The following is a 20757-nucleotide window of genomic DNA, read 5'->3' as shown; positions in this document are numbered from 1 at the left end:
GAATCTTTAACTATTCAAGTGTCTTTTATTAGTCCCCATGAAACAGAGAAAGAGCTAGAGAATTTAAAGCTCGGTAATCAGGCTTTCCTGTGCCCAGCATCGGGATAGATTCCAGTTGATGCTGATAGGATATCTTCATTATGCTACTTGTTTTTAAGTTTTTTAGGATATCATTTACTTCATTGAGAGTTGTAGAAAACGTCGTGAATAAACATAGTCTTATCTTCTCACCAGGAAGACCGCAAACAATTAACGAAATACCTTCTTGTTCTTCAGGCAGCCCAAAACCTTCAGTAAGTAAGCTCTCTAAAGCTTGTAAACTTAACATCTCACTACCGATTTTTACGAAACGACTAAGCCTTCCTTTTAAAAATAACTGACCATTTTTATCTAAGTATCCTAAATCTCCTGTCACATACCACTTATCCCCTCCCAGCTGAACAAATCCTTGATTAGGATCAGCTCCTAGATAACCAGAAAAGAGAGATGTCCCACGGATAACAACCAAACCTATCTCTCCCGATGACACAGGAACATAAGTTTCCTCGGAAACAATCATGATATCCATACCTTCAATAGGAATACCAACGCAGGATTCATCCTTTGGGCTATCTTCATTATTAATCGTAACAACCGGAGAGCATTCTGTAGTCCCATAGCCCTGACGAAGAATAATATGCGGGAAATCTTTCTCTGATTTCTCTCTTAAGGAATCCTTAAAAGCATCACCACCAATAACTACAAAACGCAAAGAGCTTAACAAAGATTCTTGTTTTCTAGCAGTCTTCAAAATGTAATCGAAAAAGATAGGCGTACTACCTAAAAAAGTCGCGTGAGTTTTATCTATAAGTTCTACAATTTTTTTAGGTTGTAAAGGATTGTAGGAGAAAACCACAGGCAAACCTGCAAGCATAGGGAAAAGAGCACAGCAGTTAAATCCATAAGCATGAAATGGAGGTAGAAACGACATCATGATATCAGTTTCTACAGGATCAAAGAATTTCAAACAGGCCTTCTGATTCTCTAAAAGATTCGCATGTGTTAATGGAACTCCTTTAGGAAGTTTCTCTGTCCCCGATGTAAATAAAATAACAGCAATTTTTTCCTCGCTCTGTCCTGAGATATCGAATAATCGCATTAACAAACGGTAAGGAAGAGAGAGATAAAACGCTATGCGCACTTTATCCCAAAGGGAGATTTGTCTACGTATGGTCTCCATGTAAATTAGTTGCGCTGGATACTCAACACCATCGCCATGGATCTGTCGCAAATGCTCAACAAGCTGTTTAGAAGTTAGTATATGATTTACATTAGCAAGCTCAATACAAACTGCCATTTCGCGAAGTCCGTGACTCCAATTAATCATAACAGGAACTTTACCAGATAATAGTATAGCAAAATAGGCAATGTAAGCTCCTGCAGAAGCGGGCATCATAACCCCAATATTCTGATCAGAATATTTAGATACTTTTAAAGCTAAAGCTATAATGGCCTTACGTAAATCATCGTAAGATAAGATACCAAGTTGCTCATCCCAACAACCAGCATCCGATTTCATTTCTGAACAAAGTTTTAAAAACTTCTCTAAAACTGTGTAACCGTCTCGTAAACCTATACAACGTTTATTAGAGTAATTCCAACGCTTATGCATACCATAACTCCCCTACATTAGGCATAAGGAACTTCTATAGGAAAACCCTCTTTACCCTCATTAAACCATGAAGAAAGAAAAGCATTCAAATCCTGTTTCGTGGGGAATTGTTTTAAGAAATCGTTGTCTATCTGATGTATTGTTACTTTCACAAAGCGTTTCGGCATGAAGAATAATCCCCGGCGTAATAGGGCTTTCATAGCTTCTTTAAATACTATACCCAACTTAGGTGTAGATTGAGTTTTATAACGCGAAAAAGCACTGCCCCATAATCCGCTAATACGTATCAAAAATACATTGCACTCCTTAGATTTATGCAATAGCACGTATGCCGAATACTGATTAACTATTTCTTCTTTACCGTTCCTTGATAATCTGCCAGCAGGATATAATAAAACGCTGCCTTTATTATCTAGGACACTAATTGTCTGATTATAAAATTCTTCCATCTGCTCAACAGTCTTTTTACATTCTCTTCCGGGAACAACAGTTGGAACAGGTATAGCCCCTACAGAATTCAAGAACCAGCGAACTACGGCATTTTTAAATAAATAATTCACAGCAAGAGGGCGCACATGAAAGCGCGGCCAAAATAAGTATTCAAGAATTACAGGATCAATTTCAGCTACATGATTTGATAAAAATAGAATTCCTTGATTAGGATTGGGTTTTAGAGACTTTAGACCCTCTAATTTTATCTTGTAGCGCAATTTTAAAGCAGAGCCAACGAGAAAAGCATAAGTAGCTTCATAGATAGTGCGCCACATCTTAACTATCATAGGTAACCTTTTTCCATAACAAATTCTCTTACAACCCCTCTAGCAAGTTTAACATAATCCTGTCTTTTGATAGTATGGTTTAGCTATTACTTAGGAAAAAAATCACTATGCCGTCTCATTTGTTAGATTATCAAAGAGTTGCAGAAAGTATAGTTGAGAAAACAATCGCCGAGTTAATTCGTTATCGACAACGCCTCCCGCTGGTCCATTTCTGGACAAAACCCGACGGGTCTTTTGTTACTCCTGCAGATTATGCTGTCCAATATTGTCTTCAAAAAAAACTATCAACAACCTTCCCTCATATTCCATTTATAGGAGAGGAAGTCCTAGATCCTGTAAGTGATAATCATAAAATTAATAAAATTTTAGAATTTGTTCATAAGCTAGATCCTAAGGCAACATCCGAAGATCTTTTAGAGACGTTAACACCCTATCAAGAAATCTCTTCATTATATTGGCTCGTTGATCCTATTGATGGTACATCTGGATTTATCAAAAATCGTTTTTTTGCAACCGCAGTGTCTCTAATTTATGAGGATAAGCCCATACTTGCTGTTATGGCCTGCCCATCGACAGATCCACACACATTTAAAATCTATTCTGCAGCTAAAAGCTATGGCACTTCGTTATTTGGCACAGCAATTGAATCTAAACGTTATTTAAAATCTGGAACTACGTTAACGAGAAAGTTTTGTGAGGCTTCTTTAGCAGCACGCAATCAACAACACCACACCACACGTCTATTAAGTTTATCGCTCCCCGGACAACCTCAGGCTTACCGTGTTGATAGTCAATACAAATATGCTATGGTTGCCGAAGGCTCTGTAGACTTTTTTATCCGTTATCCTTTTGCTATTTCCCAAGCAAAAGCTTGGGATCATGCTCCTGGAGCATTTTTGGTCGAGGAATCTGGAGGTATAGTTTCTGACATTTTTGGGAATCCGCTAAATTACCGTAGGGAGGATTTCATTTTAGAAAACCATCCCATAATTCTAGCTTCTGGAAATGAGGATATTCATAGGATTACTTTAGAAGCTCTTCAGGAACGTATGAATATCGTTCCCGAAGAGAACTTACTCGCTTATTAGACATAAGTAGTTAGTTTTTCTTCTACTATACTATCGGATAGAATTACAGTGTCTCGATCTGAATCTTCGCTCTGTTCATAAATTTCTCTAAGAACAACAGGAAGCTTACAGACCTTTTGTAGGACTGTCTTCGGACAATACGGTCTTCCGACAGCTAGGGCTACGTTTAATAGGCCTCCAGCATTAGCTAGATAATCTGGGGCGTATAATATCCCCTGAGCATGAAGCACAGCACCTAAAGAAGCGTTTTCTAATTGGTTATTTGCAGCTCCAACAATTGCACGACAACGTAAATTGTAAACATTATCTCTATTAATCACTCCTCCAAATGCACACGGAACAAAAATATCACATTCTAATGTTGGGAAAGCATCTTTAGCAACAACAGTTACGCTGTAGAATTTTGTAACCTCATCAAGAATTTCTTGATTCGTATCGGAAACATAAAGTTCCGCACCTTCAAAAAATAAAGAGTGTAATAACTTCCTACCGACTGCACCGAGTCCTTGAATACCGATCTTTCTTCCTTTCAAAGAAGAGTTCCCCCACAACTGTTCTGCAGTTTCTTTTATACATAAAAAGACTCCATGAGCTGTATAAATTGAGGGGTCACCGCTTATGCTTTCTATACCGCATACCCAAGGAGTCTCTTGATTGATGATATTGATATCACTAACAGAGACCCCCATATCTTCAGCCGCTATATATTGACCACCAAGAGAGTCCACTGCCTGACCAAAAGCTCTGAGCATATCCTCAGTAGGCCGTGTCATACCGCTAGGAAGGATGATAACGCTTTTTCCTCCTCCCGTTCCTGTCTCACTGAGAATTGCTTTATATGTCATACCCCTAGACAAACGCAAAACATCTGTTAGAGCATCATCAAAAGAACCATAAGCAAAAGCACGAACACCGCCTAATGCGGGGCCTACTAGTGTCTGATGGATAGCGATTAACGCGTGTAGCTGAACGCTTTCGCACGTTACCTCTATCACACGCTCATAATCTTCTATATTTATATCTTTGAACACTAGGGGATATTTCATAATCTTATAAGTGGAAGGATTTGTAATTATAATACGAAAGTATTGTATAGATTTAATTAAAAGTCAATTAACCAAACCCTCCTCCTTCTCTTAAAATTCCCCACATGCTACGCTAGGGTCCTCCAGAAGATTAAGAAAATAAAAAAAAGTCTATAACGAGAGTCGCTTATGTCTGAAAAACAATCTTTATCAATCATGCATCCTTGGCACGGTCCTATACTAACTCAAGATAACTACGAATCTCTATGCTGTTATATAGAAATTACTCCCCAAGATTCTGTAAAGTTTGAATTAGACAAAGCTACAGGTTTATTAAAAGTAGACCGTCCTCAGAAATTTTCTAATTTCTGCCCATGTCTATACGGATTATTGCCTAGAACATATTGTGGAGAACTATCTGGAAAATATAGTGGGGAACAAAGCCTAAAAGAGAATATTCAAGGAGATGATGATCCTTTGGATATCTGCGTGCTGACTGAAAAGAATATCACTCATGGGAATATCTTACTTCAAGCACGTCCTATCGGAGGATTACGTATTATCGATTCTGGAGAAGCCGACGATAAGATTATCGCTGTTCTTGAAGATGATTTAGTATTTTCAGAAATCCAAGATATTTCAGATTGTCCCTGCACAGTTCTGGATATGATCCAACACTACTTTCTAACTTATAAAGCAACTCCTGAGCATTTGATCCACGGCAAACCTGCAAAAATTGAAATCGTAGGTATCTACGGAAAGAAAGAAGCTCAAAAGGTAATTGAACTAGCTCATCAAGATTATCTGAATAAATTTTCTAGAGAAAAAACAACGATATAAATGTTTAAGGAGAGGTTCCCCTCTCCTTATATTTATAACTCAGAATGAGAAGAGATAACTATTGATAAATTTATCTGCTTCTCCAGCGATATCCTTAAGTTCGGGGAAACTCAATAAACGCATACCTTCTTGAATGCTTAACCATTGAGCATCACAGATTTCATCTGGATCTGCATGTACATCCCCTTGAACTTCTGCTAAAAAGTAAGTAACTTCTTTGCGAACAAATACCTCGTTATCATTAAAAGAGTAGTGTTCCACAAGAACTTTTGGGAAAAAATTGACTACACTTAAGCCTGTTTCTTCAACAAGCTCTCTTTCCGCAGCCTCCTGAGGGCCTTCTTTATCTTCAGAATGACCTTTAGGAAATCCCCAATGCTTACCTTGGGTATGGCAGATAAAACAAGCCTTCAGTGTACTTCTATCTGGAGTACCAAAAAACTTTATGGGAATAATACCAAAAGAGTATTCATACTTTGTCTTCATCATAATTAGGGTATATACCTCGAGAATAATATCGTTGAATTATGTCCACCAAAACCAAAAGAATTCGACATAGCAACGTCAATGTCCCAATCCTGGGCCTTGTTCGCAACCACATCAAAATCATCAATTTCTGCAATCGGGTTTTCTAAATTAATTGTAGGATGTAATTTACCCGTTTGAATTGCTTGAATTGTTGCAACAGCTTCGACCCCTCCAGCCGCTCCCAGACAATGGCCTATAAGAGACTTTGTGGAATTCATTCGTAAATTTTTGACATGACTACCGAAAGCTTTTTTCAATGCCAAAACTTCCGATATATCTCCTAGAGGAGTTGATGTTCCATGAGCATTAATATAATTTACACGTTCTTTAGGAATACCAGAACTTTCTAGAGCTCCAAGAACACATGACGTAATGCCCTCTCCATCATCTCTGGGAGCTGTAATATGGAAAGCATCGCAAGTAGTATACGAACCAAGTATCTCCGCATATATCGGAGCTCCTCGCTTCAAAGCGTTCTCTAAAGTTTCTAAAACTAAAATTCCAGCTCCCTCACCTATAACAAAACCATCTCTATCTCTATCCCAAGGACGAGAGGCTTCTTGAGGAGAATCATTCCTTTCCGATAAAGCTCGGTTAGCAATAAAACCGGCCAATCCGACACGGTTTACTGCAGCCTCAGTTCCACCACAAACTATCATGTCAGAACGTCCGGAAACAAGATGTTGATAAGCTGCATCAATACAATAATTCGAAGTTGCGCATGCTGTGGATATCGAATAATTCGGACCCATAAGTCCAAAATCCATGGCAATAAGCGCAGGAGCCATATTAGTAATAATATAGGGTATAAAAAATGGAGAAAGCTTCTTATTGCCAACAATAAGACGCTCCATTCCTTCATCTAAAGTCTGCAATCCTCCCATACCAGAACCGATGACAACACCGCAACGGAGGGGGTCAGCAGGAAGATTGTCTTTATCCCATCGAGACATTGCAATAGCTTTTTTAGCTGCAACTACTGCATAAGTAATAAAAGGATCAACTCTGCGTGCTTGTTTTTTATCTAAATAAGGCTCGGGATTAAATTCAGGAATCCAAGCTGCGAAACGGGTAGCATAATCTTCGCATGGAAAAGAAGTGATTGTATGAACGCCACTGATACCAGCAAGCAAATTATCATAAAAGGTGTCTATTTCATTGCCTAAACAAGAAACAACACCCAATCCCGTGACTACTACACGTTTTTTATTCATAAAGTTATTCTACCCCGTTAAGAAGCTAGAAGCTTGGATGTAATAATGGAACCGTCCTTCCACAGCTCTTCCAATCGATATTGTTCTCTGATGGATGAGACAAATAGATGAATGACGATAAATCCGTAATCTATAACTACCCAGTCACCATGGCTTAATCCCTCTACATGTAAAGGAGCGAGATTATACTTTTTTAATTCCTGTACGATAGTGTCTGCCAAAGCTTTTACATGTACACCGACATTCCCTTCAGCAAAAATAAAATAATCTGTGAGCTGAGAAATGGCACGGACATCTAAGACAACAGGGTTATTGCCCTTTTTGTTATCAATAACTTTGGCAATTACTTTTAATAAATTAAAGCAAAATAATTCCATAGAAACTGGCATGAGAATACTCGATTATCTAGGATAAGGTCGAGCTTTTTTTCTTAGGTTAAATAATATTCCAATAATACTTTCTGGCCATTTTTCTCAGTCTGCCCTTAGGTCGCACTACCGTTTTCTCCTCACCCAGAAGAAGAAAGGGTAAGTCCAAGATATGATCTGAGAAAGTATGACTTCTTGCCCGTCCTATTTTTTTAAGGTGGCTGAGTATTTTCGCCTTATTATCCCCAGTCAGACATTGATTTGCAAGCATTTGCCCTCTAGAAAACTCTTGAAATCCCGAGGCATAACACATATTCGCCCCAAGTCTCTCGGCTATGGGTCGAACAATAAAATCCGGGGATGAAGAAAAGATCATGACTTCACCTGAGGAATCCTCCAAAGCTTCATGAAATTTTTCTAAAGTAGGGTAATAAAAATCTTTTTCACCTAGCGTGTGTGCAAACTCCACCGCCATAGAAGAAAGTTCTTCAAAAGAAACCGTTGTAAGTAAGGAAGAGACGATTCGCGAATAAAACGAGGGCAAATCTAAAAAAAAAAATCGAAAACGCAGAAAAAACAAACAGCAAGAAGGGAGGGTTTTATAAGAGAATAAGCGACGCCCCAAGGCGTATTTATAAAACCCTATACTACTATTACCTCGTAGCAATGTACCATCTAAATCAAAAGCATATATACAAGATCGTCTCATGTTAACTGCTGAATTTGTCGCTTTAGATCAAGAATCCCTTGATCCAATTCCTCTAAAGCGCGTTTGTCTTCTTCAACTAGAGCACTATATTGCATAGCACGATCAAAATCTAGACCCGAAGATCCAAGAAGTTTTTTATCCTGCTCTAATTTATCCTTCAACTCCTTGCGACGCTCTTGTCTCTGGAACAAAACCTGTCGCATATTTGTGAGTTTTTCACGAGAATCAGGAGAAGACAGCAGTTGTTCTTCAAAAAACGCTGCTATATGCTGCAAAGTTAGATTTAATCGATTATCTAAGGCTATTCTTTCCGAAGCAGATAGAAAAACTGCTTTGGTTAAGGATTCTTTCAGTTCCTGCCAATCTGAACGCGCCTCTGGATGAATATCTCCAGAAATACACTTTTCAGAAAATACATAGATTTTATCAGTTAATTCTTTGATAGCTTCTTGTCTGATCTGTTTATCTCGAGCTAATTGCTCCTGATAAACTTGTTCTGCAGCATCCTGTTTTTCATGAAGCTTTTCAAAAAGAATTTGTAATTCTGCTTTTAAAGCAACTACATCGTCATGAACCAAATCTAGAGCACGTATACGTTTTCCAGCCGCATCTAGATCCTTGCGAATTTTGAAAAGATCGCCACCCTCTTCCAACATCTGAGCGATACTTGTTAATTGCTCACGAACATCTTTAGAGTTTTCTGCTGATGTAACTCTTAATCGACTTTGTTCCTGACGAATTTCTTTTTCTAGACCTTTCAGCTGATCCCAGCATTTACTTAGTTTCAAGCGGGTGTCAGAAAATACGGCAGAGGAAACAGCTAAGCATTTAGCAGCTTGCTGTAAATTTTTGATTTCTTTCCGTAAAAAAAAAACGGAGCGTTTTAATGTGTCCTTATCTGCACGAGAAAAATACTTGGAAACAAAAGACTCGATATCTTCTGAAAAAGCTTCACTGACCTTCTCAATAAGTTCTTTTCTTTTTGGGAACACTTGATTTCCTAGAGAGGATAAACGTTGGAAAAACTTACTTTTCAGCCGCATACGCATGCCAACATTCATCAATTCTTTTCGCAAATCAATAATTCTTGCGGAAAAACTACTTAACCAAACTAATGAGGCATGCAAATCCTTATAAAAGGTCTTGCGTTTTTCCAAAGTCTGGGTCTCTAAAAATACGGACTGTTCTTCTTGCACCGTCAGAGGATTGGTTCCGTCTAAGAAACTAGTGACATCTTGCTCAAGGCAAGATATGGCTAACTCAATCTGTCCAACAACAAAAGTCCCTTCTTCATCTTGTAAGGATTTAATATGCCGTCCTTCCTTCGTTAAATCAATGTAGCGACGCCAAAATTCAGCCCGCTTACCAACGTTTTCTACTTGATGGAATAATGGAAGACAGTGCTTTCGTATCGCCCAAAACAGCTTTAAATTTGCTCCTTGGTTGTTTCTTAAGGCTTGCTCCATTTTCTCTAAACTAAAAGCCACCTGGTCTTCTATCGATGAAAATCCAGTTAACTCTTGAGTAAATATGGTAAAGGATTCATTAGTCATTGCGGCGTCAGAAATATCATCACGTTTGGATTTCGATTCCTCACTAGAAACCACTATAGAACCTTGTTTTGCTTCTAAAGAATGAAAGCTGTTGTCTGAAGTATCCATAATAACAACTTAGGGTGTAGGGCTTGACAAAGAAATAATGAATAGAAGATAAAGTTTGCCCCCGTACTACATTATCGTCAATCGTTTTTATGCACTTATCTACTAGAATTTCCTTTGACGAAGGATTGGAGTTATTCAGAACAAGTCCTTTAGAGAAACTACAGGAAGCTGCGAATATTTTGCGTGAGCAACGTTATCCTGATAATAAAGTCACTTATGTCCTAGACGCCAATCCTAACTACACTAATATTTGTAAAATTGATTGTACCTTTTGTGCCTTTTACAGAAAGCCTCTCTCTTCTGATGCATTCCTTCTTTCTTTTGACGAATTCCGTTCTTTAATGCAACGATATATATCTATGGGGGTTAAAACTGTTCTTCTTCAAGGAGGCGTCCACCCAAGATTGGGCGTGGATTATCTCGAAGAATTAGTGCACATCACTGTTAAAGAATTTCCCTCTCTACATCCTCATTTTTTTTCCGCTGTCGAAATTTCACATGCAGCCATAGTTTCAGGGATTAGCACAGAAGAAGCTTTAAGAAAACTTTGGGAAGCGGGACAAAGAACTATCCCTGGGGGAGGAGCAGAGATTCTCTCTGAGCGCGTACGTAAAATCTTATCACCAAAAAAAATGGGTCCTGATGGATGGATTAACTTCCATAAGCTCGCTCATCGTTTAGGTTTTAAGACTACAGCTACTATGATGTTTGGCCATGTAGAAACCGCTCATGACATTCTTCTACATTTGGAGGCTCTAAGAAATGCCCAAGATGAAATTCCAGGATTCTATAGCTTCATTCCTTGGAGTTATAAGTCTGGAAATACAGCTCTAGGGCGCAAAGTCCCTAATCAAGCACCTCCTGAAATGTATTATCGTATTTTAGCTCTCTCTCGAATCTTTTTAGATAACTTTGAGCACATAGCAGCCTCCTGGTTTGGAGAAGGGAAAGAGCAAGGAGCTCGTGGGCTACACTACGGAGCAGATGATTTCGGAGGAACGATTATTGATGAAAGCGTTCATAAATGTACGGGATGGACATTAAAAAGTTCAGAAGAGGAAACCCGCGCAATGATTGCTTCTGAAGGTTTCATTCCTGTAGAAAGGAATACGTTCTATGAACATATAGAGACACCTATACATCAACCATGAAGGAAATAGTCTTCTGCGATTTTTTCCGCTATAGCTTCTGCTGTCAATCCTAGAGTAGGCAGCTCGCGAAACATAGGGTAGCGTTTAAACCAAGTTCTTTGTTTTTTGGTATATTGCCAAGTATTTGCAATGAATTTTTGTTTCACACCCTCATAGGATGCTTCCGGGGATCCTTGATCAATAAATTCAATCCACTCTCTATAGCCTATGGCTTTCGATGCTGAGGAGTTCTCTCTTATTCCCTGCTCAAGCAACCTATGCACTTCATCAATTAAATTATCTTCTAGCATCTTCTGACAACGCAATTGAATATTATCGCGCAAAAGCTCTTTTGGAGACGATAAAAACCAACCCCGACAATTATATTCCCTAGATTCTTGAGCCTCCATGCTCCAGTTATGCTCTGAAACCTTCTTGCCTGTAAAATGGATAATTTCTAAAGCACGAATGATTTTATTCTTATCATTCTTTGTTATGCTCTGCGCATATTCAGGATCTTTCTGATAAAGATTCTCATATAAAAATGATAAACCATGCTCGTGAATATAAAAAGCAAGCTGATCTCGAAATTCGCGATCTGCAGGCGGGCCTTCAGGAGGACCGGAAAGAAAAGTATGAAAATAAAAACCAGACCCTCCAACAAGGATAGGGACTTTATTCCTAGAAAGAATATTTTGACATGCCTGCATAGCCTGATAATAAAAATCGACAGCATTAAAAGGTTCTTGGACATGGCAGATGTCTATCAAATAATGAGGAATACGCTGTCTAGCTTCTATAGATACTTTTGCTGTACCAATATCCATGCCACGATAAACTTGCACAGAATCCACAGAAATAATTTCACCATCAATCATAGGCGCTAGCCATAAAGAAACATCCGTTTTACCCGATCCTGTGGGTCCTGAAAGTAAAATCACAGTACGTTTAAACAGTTTTGCAAATGACCTTTGCGGATCTAAGCAGACATCATATCCTGTAGATGTTATAGCATTAGATTGAAATTCGGGAGCACGCATATGCAATAGGATTAAAATTTAGTGAAACATTCTTGTTCTGATTGGCAAACAGGTAACAATTGATCAACACCTGCTATGCGAATAACTTCCGCAACTACATCTTGAACACAGCAAATACAAAGGAGGCCTTGGCGAGATTGCAGTAATTTAGATAGTGAAAATAAAAGACGGATCCCTGCACTACTCATATAAGTAACTTGTTGAAAGTTCAGCACCATTTTATGCTTACCTTCCTGCACTTTCTTATCTAGAAATACCTCTGCCTTTGGCACAGAAACAGCATCTAAAGCTCCTTCCAAAGAAACAACAAGAATATCACCGTACTGTTTAGTTATCCAATCCATAAAAGCAACTCCAAATAGTATTTCGCAAATATTAGCGATATTATTTACGATAAAAATAAAAAACAATGCGCACCCATGGTAAGAAGCTTTATAAAAATGCTTTTTTCTCCTGGACCGAGATACTCTATCTCTTATGCATTACTATGCATTTTCCTTAGCATACTGATCTTTATCCCTATCATTCATTGGCTTTTGTTTCCCGAGACTTTTTCATTCCCCACAACAAAAGCTCTCCCAATTAAAAATATTTTCCTAGTTTCGTCATCTCCTTCTAGAATTCCCGAAGTTATTTTTTCAGAAACACTACAACTCTCTGCAGATAATCCAACGTTTCTGCACCAATTTACGACTAAGAAAGCAGAGGCTACTTTAAAAAATTTAGGTATATTTTCTTCTGTAACTATAGAAAAGATTCCCGATAATAAAGGAATCATCATCTTTTATTCTCTGCATTCTCCGATTGGCTATCTAGGGAATCAAACCAACACTCTAATTAATCGTTTAGGAGAACAATTCCCCTGTCAGCCTTTTTTCAAATCCCAAAAACTTCCCAAAATCTTTTTTTCTAAAAAAGATTTAAATTTTTCTGTTTTACCTTCATGGAAAATAGACATCGCGTATCTTCTCATTGAAGACTTAAAAGAAGACCCTCCTGTAATTATCGATTTATCCCTTACCGAAATGTATCCTATGGAGCTAACTGTCGTTTTGTCTTCAGGAAATCTTTTAAGATTCCAATATCATGGATTAGGTGAGGGATTGAAAAATTATCATCTCACGCAAAATAGTGCTGTAATTGACTCTCAACAATCTTATATCTATGATTTAAGATTCCCCAACCATTTATTATTAAGTAAGATATGACTCCTATAATCATCTTTACTCAGCTATCTTCTCAAGAAGAAGCCGAGAATATTTCTAATACTTTAGTGATTCAGAAGCTTGCCGCTTGTGTTCATATTTTCCAAAAAGGAAAATCTACTTATATGTGGCAAGGCAAACTTTGCGTTTCCGAAGAATATCAAATGCAAATCAAAACAACATCTGCGCGATTTTCAGCAATTTCTGCAATCATTCAATCCCTATGTTCTTATGATGTTCCTGAAATCATTTTTGTTAAAATTGACGATGGAAATGAAAAATATTTACAATGGCTATCTCCAGAAACTGCCCCACAAATGCCCCAGGAATGAATAAATCTTGACGTTTTTTCTAAAATAGGTATAATCTTTTCCGGAACTTTGAAGGATACGTAAGTGTCTTATTCTTTTTTTCCACATCTCAATTTAATTTGGATTTTATGGAAGAGTTTGTAGCATATATCGTAAAGAATTTAGTTGCTGATCCTGAAGCTGTGGAAATTCGTTCTATTCAGGATGAGTCAGGTGAATCTATAAAGCTAGAAATACGTGTGGCTCCCGATGATATAGGGAAGATCATAGGTAGACGAGGAAATACCATACACGCACTAAGAACCATTCTTAGACGTGTGTGCGCGAGACTAAAAAAGAAGATACAAATCGACTTGATTCAGCCCGAAGGCAGTAGAGAATCTGTTGACGAAAACGAGGATGCTTCTAGTAGTTTTTGTCTTGATTCAGACAACTCTAATGACTCAGGAATGGCCCATCAATGTTGTGGCCGAGGCAACTGCTGTTCAGCTGATGAGGAAGATTCGGAAGCATCTTCAACGCATCACCAATGCAGCCATAATAACCATTCTGAATAATATTCACTACTTTCTTACATTTCATAAATAGAGTTTGGCAATAGCTAAAAACCCCTTAACGGAGTTTTTAGCTCTTCGCGGTTAATAAGGATTGCTTATTAAAATTATTATTGACTTTCCTTTTCTGATCAAACTTATGTAATCCCGATATAATTAGTTGATGCACGACTTGTTCGAAAGTCCATCCCAAACGCACAAAATCATGTAAAAATGGGCTAGATTCTGTCATTCCTGGAATAGGATTCATTTCAGAAAGCCAAAAATTTCCTTCTCTATCTAAAAAGAAATCGATTCTACAGGATCCTTCACCTTGAATAACACGATATACACGTTCTGTAAGTTCTTTCACTCGCATTTTAAATTCTTCAGGAAGATCCAGATTATATTGTATTTTAGCACTAGATTTACCATTTAATCCGTATTTCTCTTCGTAATCAATAAATCCTTTTGATCCGCGACGTTCGTGTGGTTCAGAAATATAATAACAACTGGTGGCATCCCCAAGACAAGACACTTCGATTTCTCGAGATCCCAAACGGTTTTCTTCAATAAATACGTCGGTATCGTATAGAAATGCTTCAGATATTTTTGATTTTAGTTCTGTCTCATTATGAACTTCAAATATACCGATACTTGATCCTAAATGAGCTGTTTTCACAAACATAGGAAAAGTAAAAGTCTCTAAAATTCTGTGCATGCATATTTCCGGAGTCCGTTTCCAGGCATGTAAAGTTAACGGTTGATAAGGAACCACAGGGATCCCTACAGAAGCTGCAAGACGTTTTGTCATAATCTTATCCATACTGATGGCCGAGAAAAGCAATGATGGCCCTCCATAAGGCTTATCGATAGTTTCTAAAAATCCTTGAAGCATACCGTCTTCCCCACAAGGGCCATGTAGAATTGGAAGAATAAAGTCTAAACCAACTAAAGTCTGGGCAATTTCTGAAGATAGCACATGATGACATGTCCTCTCGCAATAACTTCCTTCATCAAAATTCGCTACTTTCGACCACAATCCCTGTCGATTAATAACAAAATACTGCATATCATAATATTGCGGGGAAAGATACTGAACAACATTTCTTGCGGATAATAAAGATATATCATGTTCGCAAGATTTCCCTCCGCAAATCACTCCTACAGATAATTTCCTTGGTTCAAAATCCCTTAGAGCATTTCCTACAGCATAAATATTCCCTGCTCCTAAAGATACACAGACATCATGAACGCGGACTTCTCGTTTTAAATACTCTACAACATTATCATAGGGAATATAGGTACAACAAACATAAGAAGATAAAGAAATTATCTCTGCCAGTCTCTCAGGAGAAGGTAAATCTAGTGGTGTTTCTCCTGCACTATAGATATCTGTAAGAACTACCTCATCAGCATCTTGAAAAGCGCTAAAAAACTCGTCTAAACAATATTGTAATCTAGAAAATCTATGGGGTTGACATATAGCGACTATACGACGCAATCCTATGGCATCTCGCAGCGCTCTTAAGGTACAAGAAATCTCAGAAGGATGATGAGCATAGTCCTCAAGGAACAAGAATCTCTCAGAAACATTCTTCCTTTCCATACGTCTTTGCACGCCAGAAAAACTTTTCAGAGCTTCTCTAATGCTTGCCTCTTCAATACCAAAGGTTAATGCTATACCCACAGCTACCGCAGCATTTGCGATGTTATGCTTGCCTATCAAATTGAGGTTTATATCCAAGTAATCTTTTCCTAGAAAAGATAGAGAAAAAATAGAACACCATCCTTCTTGACGATGCGAATAAATATACAGATTGCAATCTTGAGAAAATCCATAAGATGTTCCTAAAATCCTTCCCTTAAGTCCTGGGCAATCGCCATTATAAAAACATAAGTTCGGGTTATCAACTTTACGGGAGAACTCTTCGATTGTTAATGCAAGTTTTTCCTTACTTCCTTCAAAATTACTTAGATGTTCATTATCTAAGTTTGTAACTACCGCAACCTTAGGAAGGTAGTGTTTTAAAGAGCCATCACTTTCATCAGCTTCCGCAATAAAGTATTCTGACTTTCCGGAATATCCATTTAAACATAAAGAATTCAACCCTCCAATAGCATAAGAAGGATCTTTTTTTGCTGTTTGAAAAATTGCTGTAATTAGCGAGGATACGGTAGTTTTCCCATGACTTCCCGAAACTAAAATGCTGGTTTGCTCCTGCATTAAAAAGGCAAGAAGCTCAGCACGATGTAATATAGGCAATTGTTTTCGTAAAGCTTCCTTATATTCTACATTATCCTTAGCAATCCCCGATCCATAGATAATAGTACAATCTTCAGGAACGTGACTTTCTTTATGTCCGGGAAAATACGTTATACCTTTAGCAATAAGTTTATCTACAATAGCACCTTGATTTAAATCACTACCTGATACGGAATACCCACGGTCTAATAAAATATGAGCTAATGCACTCATTCCTATTCCACCAATACCTATAAAATGATAGTGGTTTTTCGTATCCATAGATTACCTACAAACATTCACAAATAAATTGATAAAAAGACTTCGCGGATTTGTTATGATAATAAGCTCGCAGCGCCTCTCGCCTATTTTTAATAGTTTCAGAATCTAGAGCAAGCAAAATGTTTTTAGTCAAAACCTCTTGAGAAAGTTGTTTTTCTAAAATCATCGACCCTCCCCCTACAGTATAGACAAGGAACTTTGCGTTTTCTTCCTGATGTCCGTAAGCCCCTGGATACGGGATGAGTATCGAAGGACTTTGCGCCCATAACAACTCATCTAAAATTGTAGCTCCTGCGCGACTAATTACCAGATCTGATGAAAGTAAAACATTGAGCATATCTTGCTCGAAATGTTTTACACAGAAAGATACATCACCACGACTGTAGATATGCTGTATAGAAACAACATCACCTTTAGGTCCTGCAATATGGTGAACATACATATTCGGGTAATCCTTGGCAACCTCTACAAGGGCAGATGGAACGTAATCATTTAATGTTTTAGCTCCTTGAGAGCCTCCCACAACACAAATTGTTGGAGAATGCGATGTGAGACGTTCTACAATAGGACTAAAAGAAGAAAAGGCTCTTTTTGGTAAAGAGATCTCTTGTGAAGGACAACGAAAATTCTTAGTTACTGGAGAGAAAGATACTCCTACACCTTTAGCAAAACGTGAGAAGAGCTTGTTTACTTTACCAGGAACAAGATTTTGCTCATGTAAAAATATAGGAATTTTCTTTTTTAGTGCCGCCATCAATACAGGAAGAGAATGATAACTACCGAATCCAATAACAACATCGGGATCAAAAATCATGAGCTCTTTTTTAGCTTTCTTATATCCCTTATATAAGGAACATGTTCTACGAATAGCTGTTACAGGGTTAGTAATTATCGGCAAGCCTGAGGGAATTTCTTTGTAATGTACATTTTGTTCATAAAGATTCGGGTGATTATCCAATCCCTTCCCTAAAAGAAGAACGTCTATACCTTCTTTACAAAATGCTTCTCTTGTTGCCAGAGCTGGAACTATATGTCCTCCCGATCCTCCGACGGCTAAAGCTATTTTGTTGATTTTCTTCATCACACACCCTTAATAGCAAGGTAACACCACACATATTAGCAATCAAAGAGGATCCTCCTTGGCTGAAAAAAGGAAGATTTACTCCCTTACTCGGTAATAATCCTGACACAACGCCTAAATTCATAAAAGCTTGCATTCCGATAATTACTGTAATAGCTATTGCTAACGAAGCTGCTTCTAAAGAAGATGCTCGAATAGCAACAACGTAACCGCCATAAACAAAATACATATATAGCAGAATCAAAAGCAGCATACCAATGAAACCAAATTCTTCAGCATATATAGCAGCAATATAATCATTTTGCGCTTCAGGTAGGTAAGTAAGCTTCTGTAAACTTGCTCCCGGTCCCTTTCCTAATAATCCTCCTGATCCCGCAGCAATTTTTGCCTGATATGGCTGATGGCCTCGCCCTTTAATATCCAATTCTGGATGGAGATAGACATTTAATCGATGCCGTACGTAAGGCATTCTATAGGCAAGAGCACCTCCAACAACAAGAATGCATAACAAAGGAAGCAACCAATAACGCAACCGCACAGCTGTCATAATAAATACAGGAATCAAAGAAAAAGCAATCACAGCTGCAGAACCATTATCAGGCTCTATGGCGATCAATAAAATAGGAATAAACAGCGTTGTAGTTAGCTTAAGAAATAGTTTAAAATTTTCTCGATATTGAGGACGGAAAACGAGGTATTCTATAGCCACACAAGGAACAAGGTACTTCACAAATTCAGAAGGCTGTAAAGTAAGTTGTCCTATACCTAACCAACGTTTCGCGCCATTTCTACACACTCCTATCCCAGGAATTAAAACAGCAATAAGAGCTATTCCTGCAATAAGCAATAATGTAGGACTCATTTTTAGAAAATCTTTCCATCCTGTCATATAAACTAAAGAAGAAAGACTTAATCCTAACAATAGATAAGTAATCTGACGAATTAAAGCTTTATGTGTACTGCAGGCTAGAGAACGATCCAGAATTTCAGCTGAAGAAGTATCGAAAACCATAACTAGACCCAGAGAAAAAATCCCTAACAAACATGAAACAATGAACCACTTCATATTGGGCCTAGAGAAAGATTACCGTATACGCAACTGATCTCCGGGTCTAAGTTTACGTGCCTTATTTTCGTCAAGATCATTCATCCTTAGTAAATCTTCAAGACGGATATGATTACGTAAAGCTATAGTCCAAGGACTATCGCCTTCTTGAACAGTATAGAAATCTTCAGCACTAGAGACTTTCACCTGAGGTTTTTTAGATTCTTCTTGCTTATCAGACACGGGCACCTTTAATACCTGACCTATCTTCAATTGTGTAGAAGATAGATCATTAATCTGCATAAGAACAGCTACAGTCGTATGATTTGCCTTAGCAATACGCTCTAGGAAATCTCCTTTTTTCACAATAACCGTCGCATAAGCTTCTTTGTTAGGAGCTTCTTTAACAACTTGGACTTTTGGTTCAGGAGTAGGATTTGTGATTGGAACCGGAGGAGTTGTCTGAGGAACATTAGGTACTGGAGAAGCTTTGACAACTACAGGTTTATTTTCTGCAAATTGTACTGCCAATTCCTCTTTAGAAACACGTTGAGGGACAGTCTCTACGGTAGGCTTTTCAAGCTTTTCTATTTTTTCTTGTACTTTTTCCGTAGAAGTAGGAACAAATTCAACAAGCTTTGCTGGTAAAGGAGGAAGCAATACATCTGCATTTTTCTTATCAGCATGTTTTGCTGTAGTGAATAATACTAGCACCAAAACTGCATTCACTAAAGTTGCAATTATAATCGTATCTCTACGGTTCATACTTGTAATGCCTCCATGTCACCAACCAATTGCTTAAAGCAATCTCCTCGTTCCTCAAAGCTCTGAAACTGATCAAAACTAGCACACCCAGGAGATAATAGTATTACATCACCAGGCTGTGCGATACTCTGGGCTATACCTACCGCTTCTTGTAGATCGCGGGCTTGAGTTAAAGGAAGACTACCAGATAAAGCTTGGGTAATTTCGTTTCGACATTCCCCCATAGCCACAATATGTTTTACCGTTTGAGTAAGGACTGGAATCAAAGAAGTAAAGTTACTCCCCTTATTCCTTCCGCCTAAAATAACAATGACGTTTTCTTTCACAGCTATCAGAGCTTTTTCTACAGAGCTCATAGTTGTAGCTTTACTATCATTGATATAACGCACGCCATCTTTTTCTCCCAGATATTCTATTCTATGGGGAGGTTTTTTAAAGGTTTGAATTGCCTGTAAAAACGCTTCCAAAGGAATATTCGATATCTCATTAGCTAAAGTGTAAGCCGCGCAATAATTATTCCTATCATGCAAGTATAGTGGTTTTAATGCACTCCCTTTATCTAAAATTGAAGCTATTTCTCTAGTATAATCCAAATAGGATTTTCCAGATGAAATACCTTCCCCAACCCATAAAGACTTAGATGATTGCAAACATTTAACAATGTTATTTTTCGCTTCGCTATAGGCTGCTAAGGTTTGATGATAATCTAAATGATTATCAGAAACATTTAAAATAGCAGCTCCTGATAGTACAGGGACCTCTATTTCTTGCTCAGCCAATTGAAAAGAACTAATTTCAACAACACGAACACCTTTTTGACGCATTGCCTGAAGAATAGGCACTCCTATATTCCCCATAGTAAAAGCATTAGTTCCTACAGAGCGTAGTAAATGGACTAAAAACAATACCGTTGTTGTTTTCCCTGCGGATCCTGTAATTCCGATGGAGGGATATCGATGAAATTCTGCATCCTGAAAAGCAAGTTGGACATCAGTGATAATAGGAATATTCCTACGTTTTGCTTCAATTACCAAGCCATGTGAAGGTTTGATCCCCGGGGAACGTACAAACAAATCGATATCTTCAGGAAATTCTTCAATATTATCTAGATGACGCTCATAGAAGAAACTACAAGAATTTAGAGCATCTAAAGATCCGTCGATTCCAACAACATAATCTCCTCGATTATGAAGAAACTCTGCTGCAGATTTCCCTGTAACACCTGATCCTAAAACTATAACACGTTGGTTGTGCACA

The 20757-nt window shown here is 38.0% G+C and carries 21 protein-coding genes; 6 read left to right on the top strand and 15 right to left on the bottom strand.

The window, feature by feature from the left end:
- Positions 1-28: 28 nt before the first annotated feature.
- Both O1W70_RS03815 and O1W70_RS03810 read right to left on the bottom strand, forming a co-directional pair.
- Entirely contained in the window at positions 29-1651 is a 1623-nt protein-coding gene (locus O1W70_RS03815) for an AMP-binding protein (protein ID WP_332381059.1), read from the bottom strand.
- A 17-nt stretch (positions 1652-1668) separates the two neighbouring features.
- The gene (locus tag O1W70_RS03810; protein WP_332381057.1) at positions 1669-2430 is read right to left on the bottom strand and encodes a 1-acyl-sn-glycerol-3-phosphate acyltransferase; all 762 of its coding nucleotides are present in this window, start codon (positions 2428-2430) and stop codon (positions 1669-1671) included.
- A 107-nt stretch (positions 2431-2537) separates the two neighbouring features.
- On the opposite strand from O1W70_RS03810, the gene O1W70_RS03805 reads away from it, so the two are divergent.
- Positions 2538-3518 carry an inositol monophosphatase family protein gene (locus O1W70_RS03805; protein ID WP_332381056.1) on the top strand — a complete coding sequence of 327 codons (981 nt, stop codon included), beginning with the start codon at positions 2538-2540 and terminating at the stop codon, positions 3516-3518.
- Here O1W70_RS03805 and O1W70_RS03800 read toward each other — a convergent pair.
- Entirely contained in the window at positions 3515-4564 is a 1050-nt protein-coding gene (locus O1W70_RS03800; protein WP_332381054.1) for a Glu/Leu/Phe/Val dehydrogenase, read from the bottom strand. The two genes, O1W70_RS03805 and O1W70_RS03800, sit on opposite strands and share 4 nt — an antisense overlap.
- A gap of 168 nt (positions 4565-4732) precedes the next feature.
- Here O1W70_RS03800 and O1W70_RS03795 point away from each other — a divergent pair, with 168 nt between their 5' ends.
- Positions 4733-5383, top strand: a complete 651-nt coding sequence (locus tag O1W70_RS03795) for an inorganic pyrophosphatase (RefSeq protein ID WP_332381052.1) — start codon at positions 4733-4735, stop codon at positions 5381-5383.
- Positions 5384-5422: 39 nt separating this feature from the next.
- Here O1W70_RS03795 and O1W70_RS03790 read toward each other — a convergent pair whose 3' ends face one another.
- The 5 genes from O1W70_RS03790 to O1W70_RS03770 are packed head-to-tail and all read right to left on the bottom strand — an operon-like array spanning position 5423 to position 9863.
- Entirely contained in the window at positions 5423-5872 is a 450-nt protein-coding gene (locus O1W70_RS03790) for a bis(5'-nucleosyl)-tetraphosphatase (protein ID WP_332381051.1), read from the bottom strand.
- 2 nt (positions 5873-5874) lie between these two features.
- Positions 5875-7125: a beta-ketoacyl-ACP synthase II gene (gene fabF, locus O1W70_RS03785; RefSeq protein ID WP_332381049.1), complete on the bottom strand. Its 1251-nt coding sequence runs from the start codon at positions 7123-7125 to the stop codon at positions 5875-5877.
- 17 nt (positions 7126-7142) lie between these two features.
- Positions 7143-7502: a ribosome silencing factor gene (gene rsfS / locus O1W70_RS03780; protein ID WP_332381187.1), complete on the bottom strand. Its 360-nt coding sequence runs from the start codon at positions 7500-7502 to the stop codon at positions 7143-7145.
- Between the two features lie 58 nt (positions 7503-7560).
- On the bottom strand, positions 7561-8202 hold the full coding sequence (locus O1W70_RS03775) for a haloacid dehalogenase-like hydrolase (RefSeq protein ID WP_332381047.1): 642 nt from the start codon (positions 8200-8202) through the stop codon (positions 7561-7563).
- Positions 8199-9863: a hypothetical protein gene (locus tag O1W70_RS03770; RefSeq protein ID WP_332381046.1), complete on the bottom strand. Its 1665-nt coding sequence runs from the start codon at positions 9861-9863 to the stop codon at positions 8199-8201. The genes O1W70_RS03775 and O1W70_RS03770 overlap by 4 nt, the downstream gene beginning before the upstream one ends.
- 89 nt (positions 9864-9952) lie before the next feature.
- Between O1W70_RS03770 and mqnC the strand changes: the two genes are divergently transcribed.
- Positions 9953-11014, top strand: a complete 1062-nt coding sequence (mqnC, locus tag O1W70_RS03765; protein ID WP_332381044.1) for a cyclic dehypoxanthinyl futalosine synthase — start codon at positions 9953-9955, stop codon at positions 11012-11014.
- Here mqnC and miaA read toward each other — a convergent pair.
- Both miaA and O1W70_RS03755 read right to left on the bottom strand, forming a co-directional pair.
- Positions 11005-12033, bottom strand: a complete 1029-nt coding sequence (gene miaA / locus O1W70_RS03760; RefSeq protein ID WP_332381042.1) for a tRNA (adenosine(37)-N6)-dimethylallyltransferase MiaA — start codon at positions 12031-12033, stop codon at positions 11005-11007. The two genes, mqnC and miaA, sit on opposite strands and share 10 nt — an antisense overlap.
- 11 nt (positions 12034-12044) lie before the next feature.
- Positions 12045-12377 (bottom strand): STAS domain-containing protein, encoded by a 333-nt coding sequence (locus O1W70_RS03755; protein WP_332381040.1) that lies wholly within the window; start codon positions 12375-12377, stop codon positions 12045-12047.
- Between the two features lie 75 nt (positions 12378-12452).
- Between O1W70_RS03755 and O1W70_RS03750 the strand changes: the two genes are divergently transcribed.
- The 3 genes from O1W70_RS03750 (at position 12453) to O1W70_RS03740 (ending at position 14106) form a co-directional block, all read left to right on the top strand.
- Complete coding sequence (locus tag O1W70_RS03750; protein ID WP_332381037.1) at positions 12453-13241, top strand: hypothetical protein; 789 nt, start codon at positions 12453-12455, stop codon at positions 13239-13241.
- Positions 13238-13570, top strand: a complete 333-nt coding sequence (gene cutA, locus O1W70_RS03745; RefSeq protein WP_332381035.1) for a divalent-cation tolerance protein CutA — start codon at positions 13238-13240, stop codon at positions 13568-13570. Before O1W70_RS03750 ends, cutA begins: the two co-directional genes overlap by 4 nt.
- Before the next feature lie 107 nt (positions 13571-13677).
- Positions 13678-14106 (top strand): KH domain-containing protein, encoded by a 429-nt coding sequence (locus O1W70_RS03740; RefSeq protein WP_332381033.1) that lies wholly within the window; start codon positions 13678-13680, stop codon positions 14104-14106.
- 67 nt (positions 14107-14173) lie between these two features.
- On the opposite strand, the gene O1W70_RS03735 is transcribed toward O1W70_RS03740, so the two are convergent.
- From O1W70_RS03735 to murD, 5 genes are read right to left on the bottom strand one after another with little or no spacing between them, the layout of a single operon-like run.
- A complete protein-coding gene (locus tag O1W70_RS03735; protein WP_332381031.1) occupies positions 14174-16609 on the bottom strand; it encodes a bifunctional UDP-N-acetylmuramate--L-alanine ligase/D-alanine--D-alanine ligase in 2436 nt (811 codons plus the stop codon).
- A gap of 7 nt (positions 16610-16616) precedes the next feature.
- The gene (gene murG / locus O1W70_RS03730) at positions 16617-17693 is read right to left on the bottom strand and encodes an undecaprenyldiphospho-muramoylpentapeptide beta-N-acetylglucosaminyltransferase (RefSeq protein WP_332381030.1); all 1077 of its coding nucleotides are present in this window, start codon (positions 17691-17693) and stop codon (positions 16617-16619) included.
- Complete coding sequence (gene ftsW, locus O1W70_RS03725; protein WP_332381029.1) at positions 17602-18756, bottom strand: putative lipid II flippase FtsW; 1155 nt, start codon at positions 18754-18756, stop codon at positions 17602-17604. The genes murG and ftsW overlap by 92 nt, the downstream gene beginning before the upstream one ends.
- 18 nt (positions 18757-18774) lie before the next feature.
- Positions 18775-19500: a LysM peptidoglycan-binding domain-containing protein gene (locus O1W70_RS03720; protein WP_332381027.1), complete on the bottom strand. Its 726-nt coding sequence runs from the start codon at positions 19498-19500 to the stop codon at positions 18775-18777.
- Complete coding sequence (murD, locus tag O1W70_RS03715) at positions 19497-20756, bottom strand: UDP-N-acetylmuramoyl-L-alanine--D-glutamate ligase (RefSeq protein WP_332381026.1); 1260 nt, start codon at positions 20754-20756, stop codon at positions 19497-19499. The genes O1W70_RS03720 and murD overlap by 4 nt, the downstream gene beginning before the upstream one ends.
- Position 20757 lies beyond the last annotated feature (1 nt).

It is taken from the genome of Chlamydia sp. 16-02, from assembly GCF_042235055.1.
GTDB lineage: Bacteria > Chlamydiota > Chlamydiia > Chlamydiales > Chlamydiaceae > Chlamydia.
The sequence above is the reverse complement of the archived record's forward strand: the minus strand, read 5'-3'. Positions and strand labels throughout refer to the sequence as shown.